Raw genomic sequence first — 21,577 nt, forward strand, 5'->3', positions numbered from 1 at the left:
TGAACGCGAGCAGCACGGCCGCCGCCGCGGTGCCGCCCAGCACGAGGCCGGCCAGCACGTCGTGCGGGTAGTGGACCCCGACGAGCACCCGCAGCAGCGCCGCGGCACCCGCCACCGGCAGCGCCACCGCGGCGGTCCGCGGCCGCAGCAGGGCCGTCCCGACCGCGAGCGCGGCGGCAAGGGTCGCGTGGTTGCTCGGGAACGACCAGTCCCCCGGCACGGGGCACGGTGCGACGGTCCCGACGCCGTGCAGCGCGCGGCAGGGGCGTTCCTCGTCCACCACCAGCTTCAGCGCCTCGCTGACGGCGTAGGCGGCGACGGTGGCGACGCCCACCAGCACGCTTCCCGCCGTTGTGCGGGCGTCCCCGCGGCGGACCGCGGACCACCAGGTCCACGCCAGGAGCAGCCCGAGGAGGACCAGGGTGCCCTCGGAGGCCGCCTCCAGGAGCACGTGCAGCCAGGCGGGCGTGTCCGCCGCGGCGTCGGCCACCTGCCGGTAGGCGGCCGCCGAGGCGCCCCCGGTGACCTCGACCGGACCGGCGACGCCCAGCCCGCCGGGCGCGAGCAGGGCGAGTGCCCCGGCGCCCGCGGCCGTCAGGGCCAGGGCGCCGGGCAGCCGGCCGCGCCGGGGAACCGGGCCGGGCCGGGGAGCCGGGCCGCGCCGGGGAGTGGGGTGCGCATCTCTTTCCATGGCGCCGACCGTAGGGACGGCGCCGCCGCGGGACCCGGCCCGAAAGGAGGCGGGGGAGCACGACGAACGTCGGGGTTGACACCCGGCGGCAGCACGGCCGGGGCGGCGGGAGCCCCCGCCCGGGGCGGGCCCGCGGGGCCGTCCCGGGAACGCCGCCCGGCGCACGCGCCCGATGCACGCGGGGGACCTTCCGTGCAAGAGGGCTGATCCGGACGTCCTGGCAGGGGGCGTTCGTGCGCGGTGCGTTCGTACGGTTACTCTCGTACCCATGCATGCCTGGCCCGCTTCCGAGGTTCCCGCTCTTCCCGGCAAGGGCCGCGACCTCCGCATCCACGACACCTCCACCGGCGGTCCGCTGACGCTGACCCCCGGTGACGTGGCCCGGATCTACGTCTGCGGCATCACGCCCTACGACGCCACCCACATGGGGCACGCGGCCACCTACACCGCGTTCGACCTCGTGCAGCGCGTGTGGCTCGACACCGGTCGCCAGGTCCACTACGTGCAGAACGTCACCGACGTCGACGACCCGCTGCTGGAGCGGGCCGAGGCCACCGGCGAGGACTGGACGGCGCTCGCCGAGCGCGAGACCACCCTGTTCCGGGAGGACATGACGGCGCTGCGCATGCTCCCGCCGCAGCACTACGTCGGAGCGGTGGAGGCCATCCCCGGGATCGTCCCGCTGGTGGAGCGGCTGCGCGCGAGCGGCGCCGCCTACGAACTCGAGGGCGACACCTACTTCTCCGTGGACGCCGACCTGCACTTCGGCGAGGTCTCCCGCCTCGACGCCGCCACCATGCGCGTGCTGTCCGCCGAGCGCGGCGGCGACCCGGACCGCCCGGGCAAGAAGAACCCCCTGGACCCGATGCTGTGGATGGCCGCCCGCGAGGGCGAGCCCAGCTGGGACGGCGGCTCGCTCGGCCGCGGCCGGCCCGGCTGGCACATCGAGTGCGTCGCCATCGCCCTGGACCACCTCGGCATGGGCTTCGACGTGCAGGGCGGCGGCTCCGACCTCGTCTTCCCCCACCACGAGATGGGCGCCTCCCACGCCCAGGCGCTCACCGGAGAGCACCCCTTCGCGAAGGCGTACGTGCACGCGGGCATGGTCGCCCTGCACGGCGAGAAGATGTCCAAGTCCAAGGGCAACCTGGTCTTCGTCTCCAGGCTGCGCGCGGACGGCGTGGACCCCGGCGCGATACGCCTGGCGCTGCTCGCCCACCACTACCGCTCCGACTGGGAGTGGACGGACGACGTCCTGGACGAGGCCGTCGCCCGCCTGGGCCGCTGGCGCGCCGCGGTCTCCCGCCCCGACGGGCCGCCCGCCGAGGAGATGCTGGAGGAGGTGCGCGAGGCCCTCGCCGACGACCTCGACGCCCCCGCCGCGCTGGCCGCCGTGGACCGCTGGGCCGCCCGCCAGGAGGAGACCGGCGGGACCGACGCCGGCGCTCCCGGCCTGGTCTCCAGGACCGTCGACGCACTGCTGGGCGTCGCGCTCTGAGCCGTCCGCACCGGCACTGACGGAAACGACGACCGCGGGCCCCGGCCGCGACCCGGGAACGGGCGCGGCCGGGGCCCGCGGTCGTCGGGGCTTGCGGCCGTCGAGGACCGGGCCGGGGGAGCGGGGCTACTCGTCCTCGTCCGCCGGGTCGTCCCCGTCGGGCTTCCCGCCCTGCTCCTGGCCCTCGCCCCGGCCGGATGCCGCGGGCCGTCCGGACGAGGTGTCGCGCAGGTAGGGGCCGGCGGTGCCGGGATCCCGCGCCTCCAGGCCCGATTCGCTCGCGTGCCCGCCGTCCCGGCGCCGCAGGTAGCGCTCGAACTCCTTCGCGATGGCCTCGCCGGACGCCTCGGGCAGCTCGGCGGTGTCGCGGGCCTCCTCCAGCGTCTGCACGTAATCGGCGACCTCGCTGTCCTCGGCGGCCAGCTGGTCCACCCCCAGCTGCCAGGCGCGGGCGTCCTCGGGCAGGTCTCCCAGGGGGATGCGCAGGTCGAGCAGGTCCTCGAGGCGGTTGAGCAACGCCAGTGTCGCCTTGGGGTTCGGCGGCTGGGAGACGTAGTGCGGGACGGCCGCCCACAGGCTCACCGCGGGCACCCCGGCGTGCGTGCACGCCTCCTGCAGCACCCCCACGATCCCCGTGGGGCCCTCGTACCGGGACTCCTCCAGGTCCAGGGAGCCGGCCAGGTCGGGGTCGGAGGTCACTCCGGACACCGGTACCGGGCGGGTGTGCGGGGTGTCGCCGAGCAGCGCCCCCAGCACGACCACCATCTCCACGCCCAGCTCGTGGGCGTATCCGAGGATCTCGTTGCAGAAGGACCGCCAGCGCATGCTGGGCTCGATCCCGCGGACCAGGACCAGGTCGCGCTGTTTCGGCCCGCCGATGCGGGCCAGGGACAGCCGGGTGGTCGGCCAGGTGATCCTGCGGACCCCGGCGTCCATCCAGACGGTGGGCCGGTTGACCTGGAAGTCGTAGTACTCCTCGGCGTCGAGCGCCGCGAACACCTCGCCCTTCCATTCCCGGTCCAGGTGTGCGACCGCGGTGGAGGCGGCGTCCCCGGCATCGTTCCAGCCCTCGAACGCGACCACCATGACCGGGTCGATCAGCTCGGGCACGCCCTCGAGCTCGATCACCCAGGGCCTCCTTCCGGCCGGTCAGGAACCGCGGGGGCCCCGTACCGGTTGCAGTTTCTTCACGTGCGGAACCAGCCTACGGCTTCCGGGGGGCCGGGCCGCAGCCCGCCGGCCAGAAGATCCGGAAGCTTTGCCGGGAGCGGGCCGGGGCGGGCCGGGGCGGGCCGGGGCGGGCGGGAGCGGGCCGTGCGGCGCGCCGGGGCCGGGGCCGGGACGCCCCCGGCGTGCCGCACGGACTGCGCGCCGACCCGACGGAGCGTCGTCCTGACGGTGCGGCAGGACGGTCCGCCGTCAGGACGGGCCCCCGGGCGGGCGGCCGGCACGCGGCCCGGGCGTCACCGGCCGGAGCGCGGCCCGGGCGCCGTCCCGGCGACGGCCCGTCAGGGGCCGCCCTCCTCCTTCTGCCGCCGCACCGCCTCGGGGTCGCCCGAGGCGGTGCGGTCCCCGGCACGTCGACCCCGGCCGGCGGGTGCCGGGGGCCGCGTTCGACCTCCTCGCCCGGCTGCAGGCCGGGTACCGGCCCTTCGGCGGTCTCCGGCTGCCGGACGCCGGCGCCGGCCACGCCGCCGGCGTCCCCCAGGCCGGTGCCCGACCCTTCCTCCGGCTCCGCGTCCCCGGGGAGCCGTCCGCCGTTCCCGGGGTCCTGCTGCTGCTCGTGCCCGCCGTCGTTCCGCACGGGTGCTCACCACTTTCCTCGCCGGCCGACGCCCCGGAGGGGCGCCGCCCGGCGGTTACCCGCAGTGCCCGGGGCGAAACGCTCTGAATGGGGAGCCGGGGCGGGGGTAGCAGTGCCCATTGCCGAACCGGAGGCTCCTCTTCCGTTTTCCGGCGACCCGCGGCACCGACGCACCGGAGGACACCATGGCCGCCATCAACCCCGTCGACCTGCAGAAGGCGCTCAAGGGCGCCGACTGCCCCGCCGACCGCGACGCGCTGGTCTCCCTCGCCGGGGACAACGGGGCCGACAGCCAGCTCGTCGACCGGTTGGCCGAACTCGGCCAGGACAGTTTCGACGGTCCCGACCAGGTGCAGAAGGCCGTCTTCCACTCGAAGTGAACCGGGCGGCACACCGCGAGCGGCCACCCGAAGGAGGCCCTGTGGACACCACAGCCAGCAGCAACCGGAACACCCCCTGGAAGCAGGCCGTGGTCACCGGCGGGGCCGGCTTCGTCGGCTCGCACCTGTGCGCCGCGCTGCTCGACGCCGGCACGGCGGTCACCTGCGTGGACGACTTCTGCACCGGACGCCCGGGGAACGTGGCGCACCTGACGGAGCGCCCCGGGTTCACCCTCCTGCGCGCCGACGTCACCGAGCCGTTCGACGTCGGCGCGCGGGCCGACCCGGTCCTGCACTTCGCCTCGCCGGCCTCGCCCGCCGACTACCTGCGCCTGCCGCTGCACACCCTGGAGACCGGCAGCCTGGGGACGCGCAACGCGCTCGCCCTCGCCCGTTCCCACGGCGCCCGCTTCGTCCTCGCCTCGACCTCCGAGGTCTACGGCGACCCCCGGCAGCACCCGCAGAACGAGCGCTACTGGGGCAACGTCAACCCGGTCGGGCCGCGCAGCGTCTACGACGAGGCCAAGCGCTTCGGCGAGGCGCTGACCACCGCCGAGGCGGCCGGACACGGCACCGACACCGGCATCGTCAGGCTGTTCAACACCTACGGCCCGCGGATGCGCGGCCACGACGGCCGGGCCGTGCCGACCTTCGTCCGCCAGGCGCTGGCCGGCGAGCCGCTGACCGTCACCGGCGACGGCCGCCAGACCCGGTCCCTGTGCTACGTCGACGACACCGTGCGCGGAATCCTCGCCATAGCCGCCTCCGACCTGCGCGGACCGGTCAACATCGGCAACCCCGACGAGATCACCATGCTCGACCTGGCCCGCCTGGTCATCCGGATCACCGGCTCGGACTCCACCGTCCGGTTCGTCGAGCGGCCCACCGACGACCCGGCCGTGCGCCGCCCGGACATCACCCTCGCCCGGGGCAAGCTCGGCTGGGAACCGCGGACCGGGGCCGACGAGGGGCTGGCCCGCACCGTCGCCTGGTTCCGCGACCACGCGCCCGACTGACACCGGCGCCCCGGGCGGTCCGGCCCGAGCCCCCGCGCCCCCAGCCGAAAGGCCACCACCCATGCGCATCCTCGGAATCAACGCCCTCTTCCACGACCCCGCCGCCGCCCTCGTCGTCGACGGGCGCACCGTCGCCGCGGCCGAGGAGGAGCGGTTCTCCCGCCGCAAGCACGGCAAGCGGCCGGTGCCCTTCTCCGCCTGGGAGGTGCCGGAGAAGGCCGCGGCCTGGTGCCTGGAGCAGGCCGGGCTGCGCCCGCAGGACCTGGACGCCGTCGCCTACTCCTTCGACCCGTCCCTGGCCCGCCCCGCCGACGCGATGGGCCTGCACGACCCCTGGGACCACCTGCGCCTGGCCTACGCCCGCGAGGCGCCGAACTTCCTGGCCACCGCCCTGCCCGGGCTCGACCCGGCCATCGTGCGCTTCGTGCCCCACCACATGGCGCACGCGGCGTCCGGCGCCCTGGCCGCGCCCGGTGCCGGGAACTCCTCCGTGCTCGTCCTCGACGGCCGGGGCGAGGCCACCTCCCACCTGGCCGCCCGCCGCACCGGCGACCGCATCGAGCCCCTGTACGGCCAGGAACTGCCGCACTCCCTCGGCCTGGTCCACGAGGAGCTCACCGAGCACCTGGGCTTCCTGCGCTCCTCCGACGAGTACAAGGTGATGGCGCTCGCCTCCCACGGCCGCCCCCGGATGCTCGCCGAGCTGCGCCGCCACGTGCACCCCACCGGGGACGGCGGCTTCCGGGCCGCCGGGGTGCCGTGGGCGGAGCTGAGCCGCCCCCGCCGCCCGGACGAGGCGTGGACGCAGGAGCACGCCGACCTGGCCGCCAGCGCCCAGGCGTGCCTGGAGGAGACCCTGCTCGACCTCGCCCGCTGGCTGCACGGCCGCACCGGCGACCGGGTGCTCACCATGGCGGGGGGAGTGGCGCTCAACTGCGTGGCCAACTCCCGCATCGCCCGCGAGGGGCCCTTCGACCGGGTGTGGGTGCAGCCGGCCGCCGGCGACGCCGGCACCGCGCTCGGCGGCGCCCTGCTGCTGGCCGCCGCCGGCGGGGAGTCCCCGGAGCCGATGGCCGGGGCCGACCTGGGCCGCGGCTGGTCCGACGCCGAACTGGAGGCCTGGCTCAAGGCCGCCGCGGTGCCGTTCGACCGCCCGGTGGACATCGCCGAGACGGTCGCCGAGGCGCTGGCCCGCGACGAGATCGTCGCCTGGTTCCAGGGCCGCGCCGAGTACGGGCCGCGCGCCCTGGGCCACCGCTCCCTGCTCGCCCACCCGGGCCACTCCGGCAACCTCGAACGGCTCAACGACGTCAAGGGCCGCGAGCAGTTCCGCCCGGTGGCGCCGATGGTGCTCGCCGAGCGGGCCGCGGAGGTCTTCGACGGCCCCCTGCCCAGCCCCTACATGCTCTTCGTGCACGACGTGGCGCCGCAGTGGCGCGACCGCATCCCCGCCGTGGTCAACGTCGACGGCACCGCGCGCATCCAGACCGTCGACCCCGCGGCCGAGCCGCTGGTCGCCCGGATGCTCGGCCGCTTCGAACGGCTCACCGGACTGCCGGTGGTGGTCAACACCAGCCTGAACACGGCCGGGCGGCCCATGGTCGACGACCCCCGGGACGCGCTGGAGTGCTTCGGCTCGGCCCCCGTGGACATGCTGGCGATCGGGCCGTTCGCCGTCCGGCGCGCCGCGTTCTTCGCCGGCGGCCGGCCCGACGCGGTCACCGTGCGCGCCGGCCGCGCCCCTGCGCCCGGCACGCGCACCGCGACGGGCGGCCGCCGCCCGGCCGCGGGCCTGTCCGGCCTGGACGGCGGCATGGCCGGGCCCCCGGACGGGACGCCGGTCGTCCCGTACGTGGACGGCACCGCGGACGGCACCGTGAACGGCACCGCGGGGGAGGCCGGGCGATGAGCACCCCCGCAGGCACCCCCGCGAGCACGCCCCCGTCCGGCGGCCCGGACTACGCGGTCGTCGTGCCCACCCTCGGCCGTCCCAGCCTGGACGCCTGCCTGCGGGCCCTCGCCGACGCCGAGGGGCCCCCGCCCCGCCGCGTCGTCGTCGTCGACGACCGGCCGCTGCAGGACTGCACGCCGCCCGCGGTGCGGGTGCCGGAGGAACTGCGCGGCACCGTCGAGATCGTTCCCGGCTGCGCGGCCGGGCCGGCCGCCGCCCGCAACGCGGGCTGGCGCGCCGCCGACGAGGAGTGGATCGCCTTCCTCGACGACGACGTGGTCCCCGGCCCGACCTGGGCGGCCGACCTCGCCGCGGACCTGGCGGCCGCCGGGCCCCGCACCGCCGGCGTGCAGGGGCGCGTCAGCGTGCCGCTGCCCACCGACCGCAGGCCCACCGACTGGGAGCGCGTCACCGCCGGGCTGGCCGACGCACGGTGGATCACCGCCGACATGGCCTACCGGCGGGCCGCGCTGGAGGAGGTCGGCGGCTTCGACGAGCGGTTCCCGCGCGCCTTCCGCGAGGACGCCGACCTGGCGCTGCGACTGCTGGACGCCGGCTGGACGCTGACCACCGGCGGCCGGCGCACCGAGCACCCGGTCCGCCCGGTTGACCGGTGGGTCTCGGTGCGCACCCAGGCCGGGAACGCCGACGACGTGCTGATGAACCGCCTGCACGGGCGGGACTGGTGGGGGCGGGCCGGGGCCCCGCGCGGCCGCCTGCCGCGCCACCTGGCGGTCACCGCCGCCGGGCTCGCCGCCCCGGTCCTCGCCGCGACGGGCCGGCCGCGCGCGGCCGCGGCCTGCGCCGGCCTGTGGCTGGCCGGCACCGCCGAGTTCGCCCTGGCCCGCGTCCTCCCCGGCCCGCGGACCCGGGAGGAGGTCATGACCATGGCGGCGACCAGCGTCCTCGTCCCGCCCGCGGCCACCGCGCACTGGCTGCGCGGACTGCTGCGGCACCGCCGGGCACGGCCCTGGACGGCGGCCCGCCCCCGCCCCCGGCCCCGGCGGCCGGGCCCCGCCGGGAACGGGCGCACGCGGCCTGAACGCCCGGACGGGTGCCCGGCTCCCCGCGTCCCGTCCGGGCCCCCGCGCCTCGCCCGGACCGGCCGTCCCGTCCGTCCGGGCGGGTCGTGGCGGCCGGCCCGGGCGGGGCGGGGCCGTGCCCGTCCGCGGAGCGCCCCGACCCTCTCCGGCCCTCCTCGACCCTCCCCGGCCCTCCCCGGGCGGCCGGACCGCTCCCTTCGGCGACCTGCGGGAAACAAGTCATGACATACGGTGATGTTTGCTTCTTTGGTCTCTGGTTAGCCGACACGCTGTGCATACCTCACCAGCACCAAGGGCAACGACAGCCGCAGCCGACGGGCCGTGGCTGCTCGACCTCGGCGCCCCGGTCCGCAGGACCGCGCCCCCGAGGGGCTGCCGGAGCGCCTGCCGGAGGCCGTGCTGTTCGACCGCGACGGCACCCTCGTCGAGGACGTCCCCTACAACGGCGACCCCGCCCTCGTCACCCCCATGCCCCGGGCCCGGGCCGCGCTCGACGTGCTGCGGGGGCTCGGGATCGCGGTGGGCGTGGTGAGCAACCAGTCCGGCGTCGCCCGGGGCCTGCTCGACCGCGAGCGCGTCGAGGCCGTGGCGCGCCGCGTCGACGCCCTGCTGGGCCCGTTCGCGGTGTGGGCGGTGTGCCCGCACGGCCCGGACGACCTGTGCGCCTGCCGCAAGCCCGCCCCCGGACTCGTCCTGGCCGCCTGCCACCGCCTGGGCGTCGACCCGTGCCGCACGGCCGTGGTCGGCGACACCGGCGCCGACACCGGCGCGGCCCGCGCGGCCGGCGCCCGCGGCGTCCTGGTCCCCACCCCGGTGACCCTGCCGGAGGAGGTCGCCGGGGCGGAGGAGACCGCCCCCGACCTCCTCGCCGCCGTGCACCTGCTGGTCACCCCCGCCCCGGCAGGAGGAGACCGGTGACGGCCGCCGGCACCGCGCCGCGCACTCTGGTGGTGCGCCTCGACAGCGCCGGGGACGTCCTGCTGGCGGGCCCCGCCGTGCGGGCTGCCGCGGCCGGCTCCTCCTTCACCGCCGTGCTGTGCGGACCGCAGGGGGAGCGGGCGGCACGGCTGCTGCCCGGCGTGGACGAGGTGCTGGTGCACGACGCGCCGTGGGTCGGCCTGGAGCCGCCCCCGGTCAGCCGCGAGGAGACCGACGCCCTGGTCCGGGCCGTCGCCGCCCGCCGCTTCGACCGCGCCCTGGTCCTGGCCTCCTTCCACCAGAGCCCGCTGCCCGCCGCGCTGCTGCTCCGCCTCGCCGGCGTCGGCTGGATCGGCGCCGACAGCGAGCACTACCCCGGCGCGCTGCTCGACCTGCGCCACCGGCGCGCCCCCGGACGGCACGAGGCGCAGGCGGCCCTCGACCTCGCCCTGGCCGCCGGCTTCGCCCTCCCCCGGGCGACGACGGGTCCCTGCGGATCACCCCGCCCCCGGACACCGCCCGCCTGACCGGCGACGACCCGTACCTGGTCGTCCACCCCGGGGCCGCCGTCCCGGCCCGCGCCCGGAGCCCGGGGCGGGCCGCCCGCGCGGTGGCCGCCCTGGCCCGCGCCGGGCACCGGGTGGTGGTCACCGGCGGGCCGGGCGAGAAGGAGCTGACGGCCGCCGTCGCCGGACGCCACGCCCTCGACCTCGACCTCGGCGGGCGCACCGGCCTGCCGGCGCTGGCCGGCGTGCTGGCCCGTGCCCGTGCCGTCGTCGTCGGCAACACCGGCCCGGCGCACCTGGCCGCGGCCGTCGGCACACCGGTGGTCTGCCTGTTCGCCCCGTCGTGCCCGCCGGGCGCTGGGCGCCCCACCGGGTGCCGCACGTCCTGCTCGGCCGGCCCCACGCCGCCTGCGCCGGCACCCGCGCCCGCACCTGCCCGGTCCCCGGCCACCCCTGCCTGGACTCGGTGACCGACGACGAGGTGCTCGCCGCCGTCGACGCCCTGACCGGGCCCCGGCCCACCGCGGCCGGCGGGCCGGGGCCCGGTCAGGGCGCCGACGGCACGGCCCCGGGCGCCGGGCCCGGCGCGCCGGCCACCGACGAGAGCGAGGTGACCGTATGAACATCCTGCTGTGGCACGTGCACGGTTCCTGGACCACCGCGTTCGTCCAGGGACCGCACCGCTACCTGGTGCCCGTCACGCCCGACCGCGGCCCGGACGGGCTCGGCCGGGCCCGCACCTTCGCCTGGCCCGACTCCGTCCACGAACTGACGCCGGAGCAGCTGCGCGGGGAACCGGTCGACCTCGTCGTCCTCCAGCGCCCCCACGAGGCGGAGCTGGCCGAGTGCTGGCTCGGCGGCCGGCGGCCCGGACGCGGCGTACCCGCCGTCTACCTGGAGCACAACGCCCCGACGGCGACGTGCCGCACACCCGCCACCCGTGCGCGGACCGCGACGACCTCCTCCTCGTCCACGTCACCCACTTCAACCGGCTGTTCTGGGACAACGGCGGCACCCGCACCGCGGTGGTCGAGCACGGCATCGTCGACCCCGGGCACCGCTGTACCGGCCGCGTCGAGCGTGCGGCCGTGGTCGTCAACGAGCCCGTGCGGCCCGCCCGCACCACCGGCACCGACCTGCTGCCCGCCCTGGCCGGCGCCGTCCCCCTGGACGTGTTCGGCATGCGCACCGGGGACTGGCCGAACACCTCGGCCTGCCGCCGGAGCGCTGCCGCACCCAGGACCTGCCACAGGCCGCCCTGCACGACGCCATGGCCGAACGCCGCCTCTACCTGCACCCGGTGCGCTGGACCTCCCTGGGACTGTCCCTGCTGGAGGCCATGCACCTGGGGATGCCGGTCGTCGCGCTCGCCACCACCGAGGCGGTCGAGGCCGTGCCCGCAGGGGCCGGCGTGCTCTCCACCCGCCCCGAGGTCCTCGCCCGCGCCGCCCGCACCTACCTGAACGAACCGCAGGCGGCCGCCGAGGACGGGGCCCGGGCCCGCCGCGCCGCGCTCGAGCGGTACGGGCTCAAACGCTTCCTGAAGGACTGGGAGCGGCTGATCGAGGAGGTGACCCGCGGATGACCGGCACCGAACCGGGGACCCGGAACAGCGGCTTCGTCCGGGCGGGGGGCAAGGCCCGCGACATGGTCGCGCCCGTCCCGGGGGCGGCCGTCGTGCCGGGGGCGGCGGGCGTGCCGGGGGCGGGCGCCGCCCCGGGCGGCGGGAGCGGCCCGCTGCGCGTCGCGCTCGTCTCCGAGCACGCCAGCCCCCTGGCCGTCCTCGGCGGGGTGGACGTCGGCGGGCAGAACGTCCACGTGGCGCACCTCGCCGGGGCGCTCGCCGCGCGCGGCCACCGCGTCGTCGTCCACACCCGCCGCGACGCCCCCGACCTGCCGGACCGTGTCCCCCTGCGCCCCGGCGTCGAGGTCCGCCACGTGCCCGCCGGGCCGGCCCGGCACATCCCCAAGGACCGGCTGCTGCCCCACATGGCGCAGTTCGGCCGCTTCCTGGCGCGGGACTGGGAGAAGGACCGGCCCGACCTGGTCCACTCCCACTTCTGGATGTCCGGGCTGGCCGCGCTGCGCGCCACCGGGAAGCTCGGCCTGCCCCTGGTGCACACCTACCACGCGCTCGGCACGGTCAAGAAGCGCCACCAGGGCGAGGCCGACACCAGCCCGGCCGGCCGGCCGCATCGCGATCGAGACCGACATCGGCAACGGGTGCGACCGGATCATCGCCACCTGCCGCGACGAGGTCGCCGAACTGACCGCCATGGGCGTGCCCGCACGGCACTGCACGGTCGTGCCCTGCGGCGTGGCCGTCGACCGCTTCACCCCGCACGGCCCGGCCGCCCCGCGCGGGGAGTTCCCCCACCGGCTGCTGCAGATCGGCCGCCTGGTGCCGCGCAAGGGCGCCGCGGTCTCGATCGCGGCCCTCGCCCGCGTCCCCGACGCCGAACTCCTCGTCGTCGGCGGCCCGCCGCCCGACCGGCTCGACGACGACCCCGAGGTGCGCAGGCTGCGCGACGCCGCCCGCGCGGCCGGGGTCGCCGACCGCGTCCGGTTCACCGGCGGCGTCGGCGCCGACGAGGTCCCCGCCCTGCTGCGCAGCGCGGACGTGGTCCTGTGCCCCGCGGACTACGAGCCGTTCGGCATCGTCCCGCTGGAGGCCATGGGCTGCGGCACCCCGGTGGTCGCCAGCGCCGTCGGCGGACAGCTCGACACCGTCGCCGACCCGGGCACCGGGCGGCTGGTCCCGCCCGGTGACCCCGAGGCCCTGGCCGGGGCCGTCAACGCCCTGCTCGCCGACCCGGCGCAGCGGGCCGCCTGCGCGGCCGCCGGGCGCCGCAGGGTCCTGGACCGCTACGGCTGGGACCGGGTCGCGGCGGCCACCGAGGACGTCTACCGCGACGTCCTGGCCCGCCGCCCGGCCGCCGCCACCGTCACCGGGGCCGCGTGACCGGCCGCGCGGCCGGGCCGCACAGGCCCCTCGTGCGGCCCCGCCGCCCGGTCGTCCCGCCGCCCAGCAGCCCCGTCGCCCGCCGGAAAGGAGGCCCGGGCCGAGAGCGCCGTCCCCGCGGACGCGCAGGGCCCGACCAGCCATGACCGAACCCCACCGCGCCGCGCACGAACACTGCCGCTCGCTCCAGGACGCCCTGGACCGCCTCCGCGAGGACGGCCTGGACCGGCTCGCCGCATGGGGCGAGCACCTCGCCGCCCTGCTGCCCGCCGGGGGCCGCCTGCTGGCCGCGGGCAACGGCGGCAGCGCCGCCCAGGCCCAGCATCTGACGGCCGAACTCGTCGGGCGCTACCGCGACGAGCGCCCCGCCTACTCGGCCATCGCCCTGAACGCCGAGACCTCCAGCCTCACCGCCATCGGCAACGACTACGGCTACGAGGAGGTCTTCGCCCGGCAGGTCGCCGCCCACGGGCGCCCCGGCGACGTCCTCGTCCTGATGTCCACCTCCGGGCGCAGCCCGAACCTGCTGGCCGCCGCCGACACCGCCCGCGGCGCGGGACTGCCCGTGTGGGCCATGACCGGCCCGCGTCCCAACCCGCTGGCGGCCCGCGCCGACGAGGCGCTGTGCATCGACGCCCCGGCCACCGCCACCGTCCAGGAGGCGCACCTGGTGGCGCTGCACCTGCTGTGCGAGGCGTTCGACGCCGCCGTCGCCGGGCGGGACCCGGCGGCCGCCGACGAGGCCGCCCCCGTCCGCCGCGGCCGCCCCGTCGCCGTCCGCCCGGCCCCCGCCCCCGCGCCCGCGCGCAGGACCGCGTGACCGGCCGCCCCGCCGCCGCGGGCCCCGCCGCCCAAGGCCCCCGAACCGCCGCGTCCCCCGCCCCCGGAGGTGCCCGTGAAACCGCAGCAGCCACTCGTCGTCGTCGGCGACACCGGGCTCGCCCACCTGGCCACGGCGCTGGGCACGCCGTCCGTGGTGCTCTTCGGCCCGGTCTCCCCCCGCCTGTGGGGGCCGCCGGACCACCCGGCGCACCGGGTGCTGTGGCGGCCGGACGCCGCCGACCGCGACCGGCCCCGCCCGGGCGACGCCCACGGCGACCGCCCCGACGAACGGCTGCTGCGCATCACCGCCGAGGACGTCCTGGCCGCGTTCGACGCGCTCCCGCCCGCCGGGCGCGGCCCCGCCGCGGCCCCCGGCCGAGTCCCGGAGCCGCTGTCATGAGGGACGTCCCGCCCGGCCCGTCGCCCGCCTCCGGCCCGCCGCCCGCCCCGGGCACGTCGGACGTCCCCGGCACGTCGGATGCCGCGGATGCCGCGCGCACGGCCCCCGGCGACGGCCGCACCGGGGTCGTGGTGATCACCCGCGACCGCAGGGAGCGCCTGCTGCACACCCTGGAGCGGTTGACCGCCCTGCCGGAGCGGCCGCCGGTGGTCGTGGTGGACAACGCCTCCTCGGACGGCACCGCGCGGGCGGTGCGCGAGCGGTTCCCGCAGGCGCGGCTGCTGACCCCGGGCCGCAACCTGGGCGCGGTCGGCCGCAACCTCGCCGCCCGCGTGACCACCACCCCCTACCTGGCCTTCTGCGACGACGACTCGTGGTGGGAGCCGGGGGCCCTGGCCGGCGCCGCCGACCTGCTCGACGCGCACCGGCAGGTCGCAGCCGTCACCGCGCGCATCCTCGTCCACCCCGTTCCGCATGCGCCCCAGGACCCGCATGAGCCGCAGGACCCGCATGCGCCCCAGGACCCGCATGAGCCGCAGGACCCGTACGCGCCGCCGGGCGCGGTGGCGCAGGGCGACCCCTACGAGGACCCGGTCGTCCCCGAACTGCGGCACTCCCCGCTGCCCGCCCCCGACTGGCTGCCGGGACCGGCGCTCGGCTCGTTCCTGGCGGCGGCCACCGTGCTGCGCACCGACGCCTTCCGGGAGGCCGACGGCTTCTCCCCGCGGCTGTGGCTCGGCGGGGAGGAGGAACTGCTCGCCGCAGACCTCGCCGCGTCCGGCTGGTGGCTGGTGCACGCCGACAACCTGACGGTCCACCACCGCCCCGCCCCCCGCAGGGACTCCACGCTGCGGCGGCGCCACGGCATCCGCAACACCCTGTGGTTCGGCTGGCTGCGCCGCCCGGCGCCCGCCGCCGTGCGCCGCACCGTGCGGCTGGCCGCCTCGGTGCCGCGCGACACCGTCTCGGCCCGGGCCTTCGCCGAGGCGCTGGCCGGGCTGCCGTGGGTGCTGCGGGAACGGCGGCCGCTGCCCGCGGAGGTGGAGGAGCGGTTCCGGCTGCTGGAGGAGGCGCAGAACGCCTCGACCGCCCGGCGCTATGTCGGCTGACGCCGCCCGGCTGCCCCTGGACACGCGCCTGGACACCCGCGACCGGCCCCTGCCCGCCACCCCCCGGCCAGTTGCACGCGGTGCTCTCCCGGCTGGACGCGGTGGTCAACACCCGGCTGCACGGGACGGTGCTGGCCCTGCGGGCGTCAGTCCGCCGGTCCCTCCGGCTCCTCGAGGCCCCAGCCGGAGCGGTAGGCGGCCCAGTCCTCCGCGGTGGCCTCGAAGTCGACGTACAGGGCGACACCGAACCGGCGGCGCTCCGGGTCGTGCCGGTCCAGGCCGAGCCGGACGCCGCGCATCGCGGCGGCCACCGTCTCGGCGGACTCCCAGTGGGCGACGGTGTCGCTGCTGTGGAAGGCGGGCGCGCCCATCAGCAGGTCGGTGTCCTCCGGCGTGGCCTCCAGGGCCAGTTCGGTCTGCCGGGCGACGTACCCGCCGTACAGGGACTCCAGCGGCGTCCAGGTGTCGTACGACATCACCGCGATCTGGTCGACCCGGCGGGCGACCTCGCCGAAGTACTCCCGCGACCACCACTTGGTCTCGTCGCCGGTGAAGGCCCCGGCCACGGCGTGCATGCCGGGGAACGGGTCGATCTGGTGGGCGGCCACCGACAGGGGGGCGCCGCGCCGGGAGGTGGCGCGGTGCACGTCGTCCAGCAGGGCGAGGAAGTGCCGGTCCCCGGAGCGCATCGGCTCCAGGTCGAAGTGGACGCCGTCGAAGCCGGCGTCCAGCACCTGTTCCGCGCTGCGCGCGACGTTCCTCCGCGCGGTCCCGGACGGCAGCCGCAGGCCCGTGGAGCCGTTGTGGCTCAGCACCTGGCCCAGCCACGCCTGCACCCGCACCCCGGGCAGCTCGCGGTGCACGGCCTCCACCAGCCACGCCGCGCGCGGGTACAGCTTCCGGTCCAGGGTTCCGTCGAACTCCAGGGGGCCCGTGTGCACGTACAGGTCCTTGACGCCGGTGCCGCGCACCCGCTTTGCCAGTGCGGCCAGGTCCGTTCCGTCGCGGCGGCCGTCCACCCAGGCGTGGCCCAGCCACACGGCGTCCTGGCCGCGGGTGCGGGCCTGCGGCGACGGATCGCCCCGGTAGGCCAGCCGCAGCGCGGCGGCCCCCGCCGCGGGCGGCAGCACCAGCAGGGCCACCAGGATCAGGACCGTCCACCGCACCGCACGGCGGCCGGGCCGCCCCATCCCCCGAATACGCATTCGCACAGCCTGCCAGAAACCGCCGCCGCACGGGCGGCGGCCGGTGCGGAGGACGGCCGGGACCGCGGCCGGAGCGTGCCGGGCGGGGCCGGGCAGGGCCCGCCCGGCCCCGCCCGGCACGGCTGCCGGACGTGCCGTCAGGCGCGCTTCGCCAGCAGCGCCTCGACCCTGCTCCGGACCTCGGCGGTGTCCAGGCCGCGCACGGTCAGGGTGGTGCGCCGCCGCAGCACGTCCTCGGCGGTGGCGGCCCACTCGTGGTCGCGGGCGTAGACGACCTGTGCCCAGATCTCCGGGCCGTCGGGGTGGATCCTCTCGCCCAGTGCGGGGTCCTCGTTGACCAGGCGGGCGATGTCGAAGGACAGGGCGCCGTAGTGGGTGGCCAGGTGGCGGGCGGTCAGCGGGTCCATCCGGCTGCCCGGGTCGTGGTCCACCAGCAGGCGGTGCGCCACCGCGTTGGGGCTGGCTATCCCCGGCAGCGGCACCCGCCGCGGCAGGCGGTCCAGCGGCTCCATGTCCTCGGCCAGCGCCCGGCCGGGCAGCCCGGCCAGCTTGGCCATGACGGTGCGGCCGATGTGCCGGTAGGTGGTCCACTTGCCGCCGGCCACCGACAGCATCCCGCCGCGGCCCTCGGTGACGACCGTCTCGCGCTTGGCCGACGCCGTGTCACCGGGCCCGCCGGGCAGTACGCGCAGCCCGGCGAAGGCGTAGGTGATCAGGTCCCGGGACAGGTGCTCGTCCCGCACGGAGAACGCGGCCTCGTCCAGGATCTGGGCGATGTCGGCCTCGGTGGCCCGCACGTCCGCCGGGTCGCCGGTGTACTCCTCGTCGGTGGTGCCGAGCAGGAGCTGGTCCTCCCAGGGCAGGGCGAAGGTGATCCGGTACTTGTCGATCGGGGTGGCCATGGCGGCCTTCCACGGCGCCTTGCGCCGCAGCACCACGTGGGCGCCCTTGGACAGCCGGATGCTGGGGGCCGCGCCCGGGTCCTCCATGGCGCGCAGGTGGTCCACCCACGGGCCGGTGGCGTTGAGCACCAGGCGGGCGTCGACGCCGAACTCCGTGCCGTCGAGCCGGTCCTTCAGGTCCGCGCCGGTGACCCGTCCGCCGGTGGTGCGCAGGCCGGTGACCTCGGCGTGGTTGAGCACGACCGCGCCGGACTCCACCGCCGCGCGCACCGTCATCACGGCCACCCGGCTGTCGTTCATCTGGTGGTCGCCGTAGACGGCAACCGCCTTGAGGTTCTCGGTGCGCAGCGCCGGGTTGTCGGCCGCGGCCCTCGCCGGGCTGATCACCCGGCCGACGCCGTCGCCGAAGGCGGACAGCATCGAGTAGGCGAAGACGCCGGCGCCGAGCTTGGCCGCGCCGTGCGGGCCGCCCCGGTAGACCGGCAGGTAGAACGTGAGGGGGTTGACCAGGTGCGGGGCCACGTCCTTGGCCAGCACCCGGCGCTCGTGGTGGTTCTCGGCGACCAGCTTGACCGCGCCGGTCTGCAGGTAGCGCAGGCCGCCGTGGACGAGCTTGGAGGACGCCGACGAGGTGGCGCCGGCGAAGTCGCCGGCGTCGACCATCGCGACCCGCAGCCCCGACTGGGCGGCATGCCAGGCGACCGAGGTGCCCAGGATGCCGCCGCCGACGACCAGCAGGTCGAAGGTGCCGTGGCTCAGCAGATCCCGTGTCTCCGAGCGGCTCGGGTTGAGGCCGCCGGTCGGGTGCGCCCCGAGGGTCGGGGCGCTCTGCGGAGTTGACATGTTTACTGCTCCTCTTCGATCCAGCCCATGGTCCGCTCGACGGCCTTGAGCCAGTTCTTGTACTCGCGGTCGCGCACGGCCGCGTCCATACGGGGGGTCCATTCGGCCGCGCGGCGCCAGTTGGCGCGCAGCGCGTCGGTGTCCGGCCAGAAGCCGACGGCCAGGCCGGCGGCGTAGGCGGCGCCGAGGCAGGTGGTCTCGGCGACCATCGGGCGCACCACGGGCGCGTCGATGACGTCGGAGATGGTCTGCATCAGCAGGTTGTTGCTGGTCATGCCGCCGTCGACCTTCAGGGCGGTCAGCTCGACCTGGCTGTCCTTCTGCATCGCGTCGACGATCTCGCGGGTCTGCCAGGCGGTGGCCTCCAGCACGGCGCGGGCGATGTGCGCCCGGGTGACGTACCGGGTGAGGCCGGCGATGACGCCGCGGGCGTCGGAGCGCCAGTAGGGGGCGAACAGGCCGGAGAAGGCCGGCACGAAGTAGGCGCCGCCGTTGTCCTGGACCGAGCTGGCGAGGGTCTCGATCTCCGCGGCGCTCTTGATCAGGCCCATCTGGTCGCGCATCCACTGCACCAGGGAGCCGGTGACGGCGATGGAGCCCTCGAGGGCGTAGACCGGCTTGTCGTCGCCGATGCGGTAGCCGACGGTGGTGATCAGGCCGTGGTAGGAGTTGACGGCCCTCTCGCCGGTGTTCATCAGCAGGAAGGTGCCGGTGCCGTAGGTGGACTTGGCCTCCCCCTCCGAGAAGCAGGTCTGCCCGAACAGCGCGGCCTGCTGGTCGCCGAGGGCGGAGGCGACGGGGACGCCGGCCAGCTTGCCCCCGGCGGTGCCGTAGACCTCGGCGGAGGAGCGGATCTCGGGGAGGACCGCCGCCGGGATGTCCATCGAGTGCAGGATCCGCTCGTCCCACTGGAGGGTGTGCAGGTTCATCAGCAGGGTGCGGGAGGCGTTGGTCACGTCGGTGACGTGCACGCCGCCGTCGGGGCCGCCAGTGAGGTTCCAGATCACCCAGCTGTCCATGGTGCCGAAGAGGATCTCGCCCCGCTCGGCGCGCTCGCGCAGGCCCTCGACGTTGTCCAGCAGCCAGCGGATCTTCGGCCCGGCGAAGTAGCTGGCCAGGGGCAGGCCGGTCTCGCGGCGGAAGCGGTCCTGCCCGACGTTGCGGCCCAGTTCGCGGCAGAGGGCGTCGGTGCGGGTGTCCTGCCACACGATGGCGTTGTGCACCGGCCGGCCGGTGGCCTTCTCCCACAGCAGGGTGGTCTCGCGCTGGTTGGTGATGCCCAGGGCCTTGATGTCCTCGGCGGTGATCCCGGCCTTGTCCAGCGCGCCGGAGACGACCTCCTGGACGTTGTCCCAGATCTCGGCGGCGTCGTGCTCGACCCAGCCCGGCCTGGGGAAGATCTGCTCGTGCTCCTTCTGGTCCACGGAGACGATGCGGCCGTCGCGGTCGAAGACGATGCAGCGGCTGGAGGTGGTGCCCTGGTCGATGGCGGCGATGAACGGTCCGCTGCTGCGGGTGTCGGTGGTGGTCTCGCTCACGGGTCTCTCCCGGTGTCCGGTGTCCGGTGGTGGCTGGGGTGCTGGGGGTGCGGTGCCGCCGTCGGCGGGCTCCCCGCGGGGTGTGCTCAGGCGAACGCGAGGTGGTAGATGCCTCCCGCGAGGAGGCCGCCGACCAGCGGGCCGGCCACCGGTATCCAGGCGTACCCCCAGTCGGATCCGCCCTTGTTGGGCAGCGGCAGCAGGGCGTGCACGATGCGCGGGCCGAGGTCGCGGGCCGGGTTGATGGCGTACCCGGTGGGGCCGCCCAGGCTCAGGCCGATGCCGACGACGACGAGGGCGGTGATCAGCACCCCGGTGCCGGACAGGCCCAGGCCCTTGGTCATGCCCTGGGTGAGGACGGCCAGGACCAGCACGGTGGTGCCGATGACCTCGGTCAGCAGGTTCTGGACCGGGTTGCGCACCTCGGGGCCGGTGGAGAAGATCCCGAGCACCGGGCCGCCGGGGGTCCGCCCGTGGCGCACGGCGTCCGCGGTGGTGACCGGGCCCTCGGGGTCGGCGTGCGCCGCGACGGTCTCCGGGTCGGTCAGGTGGGCCTTGAACTGGCCGAGGTAGGCGACCCACACCAGGGCGGCGCCGAGCATCGCGCCGATCAGCTGGCCGGCGAAGTAGACCGGCACCTGCCCCCAGTCCCCGGACTGGACCGCCACGCCGACGGTGACGGCCGGGTTGAGGTGGGCCCCGGACACTCCCAGGGATATGTAGGCGGCGGTCAACACCGCGAATCCCCAGCCGAACGTGATGGCGAGCCAGCCGGCGCCCTGGGCCTTGGAGCGTTTGAGGGTGACGGCCGCGCAGACGCCGCCTCCGAGCAGGATGAGAACGGCGGTCCCGATGATCTCACCGATGAGGATGTTGCCGTTGGTCACCGCGACTCCTTTGTCCTTGCCGCTGGGACGTCGGCCGGGTCCCGTTCGGGCCGCCGTCCAGGATAGCGGACAGTGTCGTAGAGCGTTCGACAATGCCGAACGGTGGACGGCAGTTTTCTCCCCGGCGCCGACCCCGTCAAGGCTTCGGGCCGGACGATCTGCGCTGTTCCTGTCAGAAGCGGGTGGCACCCAGGTCGCGGGAGACGGCCCGGGCGGCGTCGCGCACGGCGGCCACCAGCCCCGGCCGGATCTCGCCGTCGAGACATACCCGCTCCACCGCCCCCGTCACACCGACCGCGCCCACCGGCATCCGCCGGCGGTCGTGCACCGGTGCGGCCACCGAGGCCACGCCCTCCCAGGTCTCCTCCAGGTCCGACCCCCAGCCGCGGGCCCGGGTCAGCTGCAGGACCTTCTCGAACTCCCCGGCGTCGGTGACGGTGCGGTCGGTGAAGGCGGTGCGCTCCGCCTCCAGCGCCTCGCTGTGCGCCACCGGGTCGTAGGCGGCCAGCACCTTGCCCAGCGCGCTGCTGTGCAGCGGGTGCATGGCCCCCACCTCCAGGACCTGCCGGCTGTCGTCCGGCCGGAAGACGTGGTGCACGATCAGCACGCCGTGCTGGTGCAGCACGCCCAGGTACACGCTCTCCCCGCTGGAGCGGGCCAGGTCGTCCGTCCACACCAGCGCCCGGGCGCGCAGCTCGTGCACGTCCAGGTAGCTGTTGCCCAGCCGCAGCAGCTCGGCCCCCAGCTGGTAGCGGCCCGAGGCGGGGTCCTGCTCGACGAAGCCCTCCTGCTGCAGGGTGCGCAGGATGCCGTGCGCCGTCCCCTTGGCCAGTCCCAGGGTGGAGGCCACGTCCGACAGCCCCAGCCGCCGCTCGCCCCCGGCGAGCAGCCGCAGGATCGCTGCCGCGCGCTCCAGCGACTGGATGGGTCCGGGCATCGTGCACCTCCGCGGCCGACGGTCGGCAATGCTGAACGCCATGGGGCGATGCCGACCGGATGGTTGTGCCACGAGTGTGCCAAGAAGCGGGGCCGCCGTGCACCTCGCCCCGCCCCGGTCCGGCCGTGTCCCGCACCCGGTGCCCGCCCCCGCACCGCCCCCGCG

At 76.6% G+C, this 21,577-nt stretch carries 13 protein-coding genes and 6 pseudogenes; 12 read left to right on the forward strand and 7 right to left on the reverse strand.

Annotated elements, in window-relative coordinates; translation table 11 throughout:
• Positions 1-13: 13 nt before the first annotated feature.
• Positions 14-1,021, reverse strand: a pseudogene (locus GQS52_RS22720) (phosphatase PAP2 family protein); the annotation flags it as partial.
• Between GQS52_RS22720 and mshC the strand changes: the two are divergent.
• A complete protein-coding gene (gene mshC, locus GQS52_RS22725) occupies positions 960-2,189 on the forward strand; it encodes a cysteine--1-D-myo-inosityl 2-amino-2-deoxy-alpha-D-glucopyranoside ligase (protein ID WP_182315183.1) in 1,230 nt (409 codons plus the stop codon). The pseudogene GQS52_RS22720 and the gene mshC sit on opposite strands and share 62 nt — an antisense overlap.
• A gap of 126 nt (positions 2,190-2,315) precedes the next feature.
• Here mshC and GQS52_RS22730 read toward each other — a convergent pair whose 3' ends face one another.
• On the reverse strand, positions 2,316-3,317 hold the full coding sequence (locus GQS52_RS22730) for a PAC2 family protein (RefSeq protein WP_182315184.1): 1,002 nt from the start codon (positions 3,315-3,317) through the stop codon (positions 2,316-2,318).
• Between the two features lie 861 nt (positions 3,318-4,178).
• Here GQS52_RS22730 and GQS52_RS22735 point away from each other — a divergent pair.
• The 11 genes and pseudogenes from GQS52_RS22735 to GQS52_RS22785 all read left to right on the forward strand — a co-directional run bounded on the left by GQS52_RS22735 (position 4,179) and on the right by GQS52_RS22785 (position 15,100).
• Positions 4,179-4,373, forward strand: coding sequence for a DUF2795 domain-containing protein (locus GQS52_RS22735; RefSeq protein WP_182315185.1), 195 nt, complete (start codon positions 4,179-4,181; stop codon positions 4,371-4,373).
• A gap of 41 nt (positions 4,374-4,414) precedes the next feature.
• On the forward strand, positions 4,415-5,389 hold the full coding sequence (locus GQS52_RS22740; protein WP_182315186.1) for an NAD-dependent epimerase/dehydratase family protein: 975 nt from the start codon (positions 4,415-4,417) through the stop codon (positions 5,387-5,389).
• 61 nt (positions 5,390-5,450) lie between these two features.
• Positions 5,451-7,298, forward strand: a complete 1,848-nt coding sequence (locus tag GQS52_RS22745) for a carbamoyltransferase C-terminal domain-containing protein (RefSeq protein ID WP_259370922.1) — start codon at positions 5,451-5,453, stop codon at positions 7,296-7,298.
• A pseudogene (locus tag GQS52_RS22750) lies at positions 7,295-8,311 on the forward strand (glycosyltransferase); the annotation flags it as partial. The gene GQS52_RS22745 and the pseudogene GQS52_RS22750, both read left to right, overlap by 4 nt.
• A gap of 393 nt (positions 8,312-8,704) precedes the next feature.
• Positions 8,705-9,301, forward strand: a complete 597-nt coding sequence (locus tag GQS52_RS22755; protein ID WP_182315188.1) for an HAD-IIIA family hydrolase — start codon at positions 8,705-8,707, stop codon at positions 9,299-9,301.
• A pseudogene (locus GQS52_RS22760) lies at positions 9,298-10,429 on the forward strand (glycosyltransferase family 9 protein). The gene GQS52_RS22755 and the pseudogene GQS52_RS22760 overlap by 4 nt, the downstream one beginning before the upstream one ends.
• A pseudogene (locus GQS52_RS22765) lies at positions 10,426-11,392 on the forward strand (glycosyltransferase). Before GQS52_RS22760 ends, GQS52_RS22765 begins: the two co-directional pseudogenes overlap by 4 nt.
• A 152-nt stretch (positions 11,393-11,544) precedes the next feature.
• Positions 11,545-12,769, forward strand: a pseudogene (locus tag GQS52_RS22770) (glycosyltransferase).
• Between the two features lie 142 nt (positions 12,770-12,911).
• A complete protein-coding gene (locus tag GQS52_RS22775) occupies positions 12,912-13,589 on the forward strand; it encodes an SIS domain-containing protein (RefSeq protein ID WP_182315189.1) in 678 nt (225 codons plus the stop codon).
• Between the two features lie 96 nt (positions 13,590-13,685).
• Positions 13,686-13,991 (forward strand): annotated as a pseudogene (locus GQS52_RS22780) (glycosyltransferase family 9 protein); the annotation flags it as partial.
• The gene (locus GQS52_RS22785) at positions 13,988-15,100 is read left to right on the forward strand and encodes a glycosyltransferase (RefSeq protein ID WP_182315191.1); all 1,113 of its coding nucleotides are present in this window, start codon (positions 13,988-13,990) and stop codon (positions 15,098-15,100) included. The pseudogene GQS52_RS22780 and the gene GQS52_RS22785, both read left to right, overlap by 4 nt.
• Before the next feature lie 146 nt (positions 15,101-15,246).
• Here GQS52_RS22785 and GQS52_RS22790 read toward each other — a convergent pair whose 3' ends face one another.
• The 5 genes from GQS52_RS22790 to GQS52_RS22810 form a co-directional block, all read right to left on the reverse strand.
• Positions 15,247-16,305, reverse strand: a complete 1,059-nt coding sequence (locus GQS52_RS22790; RefSeq protein WP_259370923.1) for a hypothetical protein — start codon at positions 16,303-16,305, stop codon at positions 15,247-15,249.
• Between the two features lie 137 nt (positions 16,306-16,442).
• A complete protein-coding gene (locus GQS52_RS22795; protein ID WP_182315192.1) occupies positions 16,443-18,050 on the reverse strand; it encodes a glycerol-3-phosphate dehydrogenase/oxidase in 1,608 nt (535 codons plus the stop codon).
• A gap of 2 nt (positions 18,051-18,052) precedes the next feature.
• Positions 18,053-19,588, reverse strand: a complete 1,536-nt coding sequence (glpK, locus tag GQS52_RS22800) for a glycerol kinase GlpK (RefSeq protein WP_182315193.1) — start codon at positions 19,586-19,588, stop codon at positions 18,053-18,055.
• 86 nt (positions 19,589-19,674) lie between these two features.
• Positions 19,675-20,475: an MIP/aquaporin family protein gene (locus GQS52_RS22805; protein WP_182315194.1), complete on the reverse strand. Its 801-nt coding sequence runs from the start codon at positions 20,473-20,475 to the stop codon at positions 19,675-19,677.
• A 172-nt stretch (positions 20,476-20,647) separates the two neighbouring features.
• Positions 20,648-21,412 carry an IclR family transcriptional regulator gene (locus GQS52_RS22810; protein ID WP_182315195.1) on the reverse strand — a complete coding sequence of 255 codons (765 nt, stop codon included), beginning with the start codon at positions 21,410-21,412 and terminating at the stop codon, positions 20,648-20,650.
• Between the last annotated feature and the right edge of the window lie 165 nt (positions 21,413-21,577).

Source organism: Streptomyces sp. SCUT-3, from assembly GCF_014083985.1.
Taxonomy (GTDB): domain Bacteria; phylum Actinomycetota; class Actinomycetes; order Streptomycetales; family Streptomycetaceae; genus Streptomyces_H; species Streptomyces_H thermolineatus.

Excerpts from the sequence above, each read along its gene's own strand:
- mshC (WP_182315183.1), top strand. The coding sequence starts at position 960 with ATGCATGCCTGGCCCGCTTCCGAGGTTCCCGCTCTTCCCGGCAAGGGC.
- GQS52_RS22735 (WP_182315185.1), top strand. The coding sequence starts at position 4,179 with ATGGCCGCCATCAACCCCGTCGACCTGCAGAAGGCGCTCAAGGGCGCC.
- GQS52_RS22745 (WP_259370922.1), top strand. The coding sequence starts at position 5,451 with ATGCGCATCCTCGGAATCAACGCCCTCTTCCACGACCCCGCCGCCGCC.
- GQS52_RS22775 (WP_182315189.1), top strand. The coding sequence starts at position 12,912 with ATGACCGAACCCCACCGCGCCGCGCACGAACACTGCCGCTCGCTCCAG.
- GQS52_RS22785 (WP_182315191.1), top strand. The coding sequence starts at position 13,988 with ATGAGGGACGTCCCGCCCGGCCCGTCGCCCGCCTCCGGCCCGCCGCCC.
- GQS52_RS22790 (WP_259370923.1), bottom strand. The coding sequence starts at position 16,305 with ATGCGTATTCGGGGGATGGGGCGGCCCGGCCGCCGTGCGGTGCGGTGG.
- GQS52_RS22795 (WP_182315192.1), bottom strand. The coding sequence starts at position 18,050 with ATGTCAACTCCGCAGAGCGCCCCGACCCTCGGGGCGCACCCGACCGGC.
- GQS52_RS22810 (WP_182315195.1), bottom strand. The coding sequence starts at position 21,412 with ATGCCCGGACCCATCCAGTCGCTGGAGCGCGCGGCAGCGATCCTGCGG.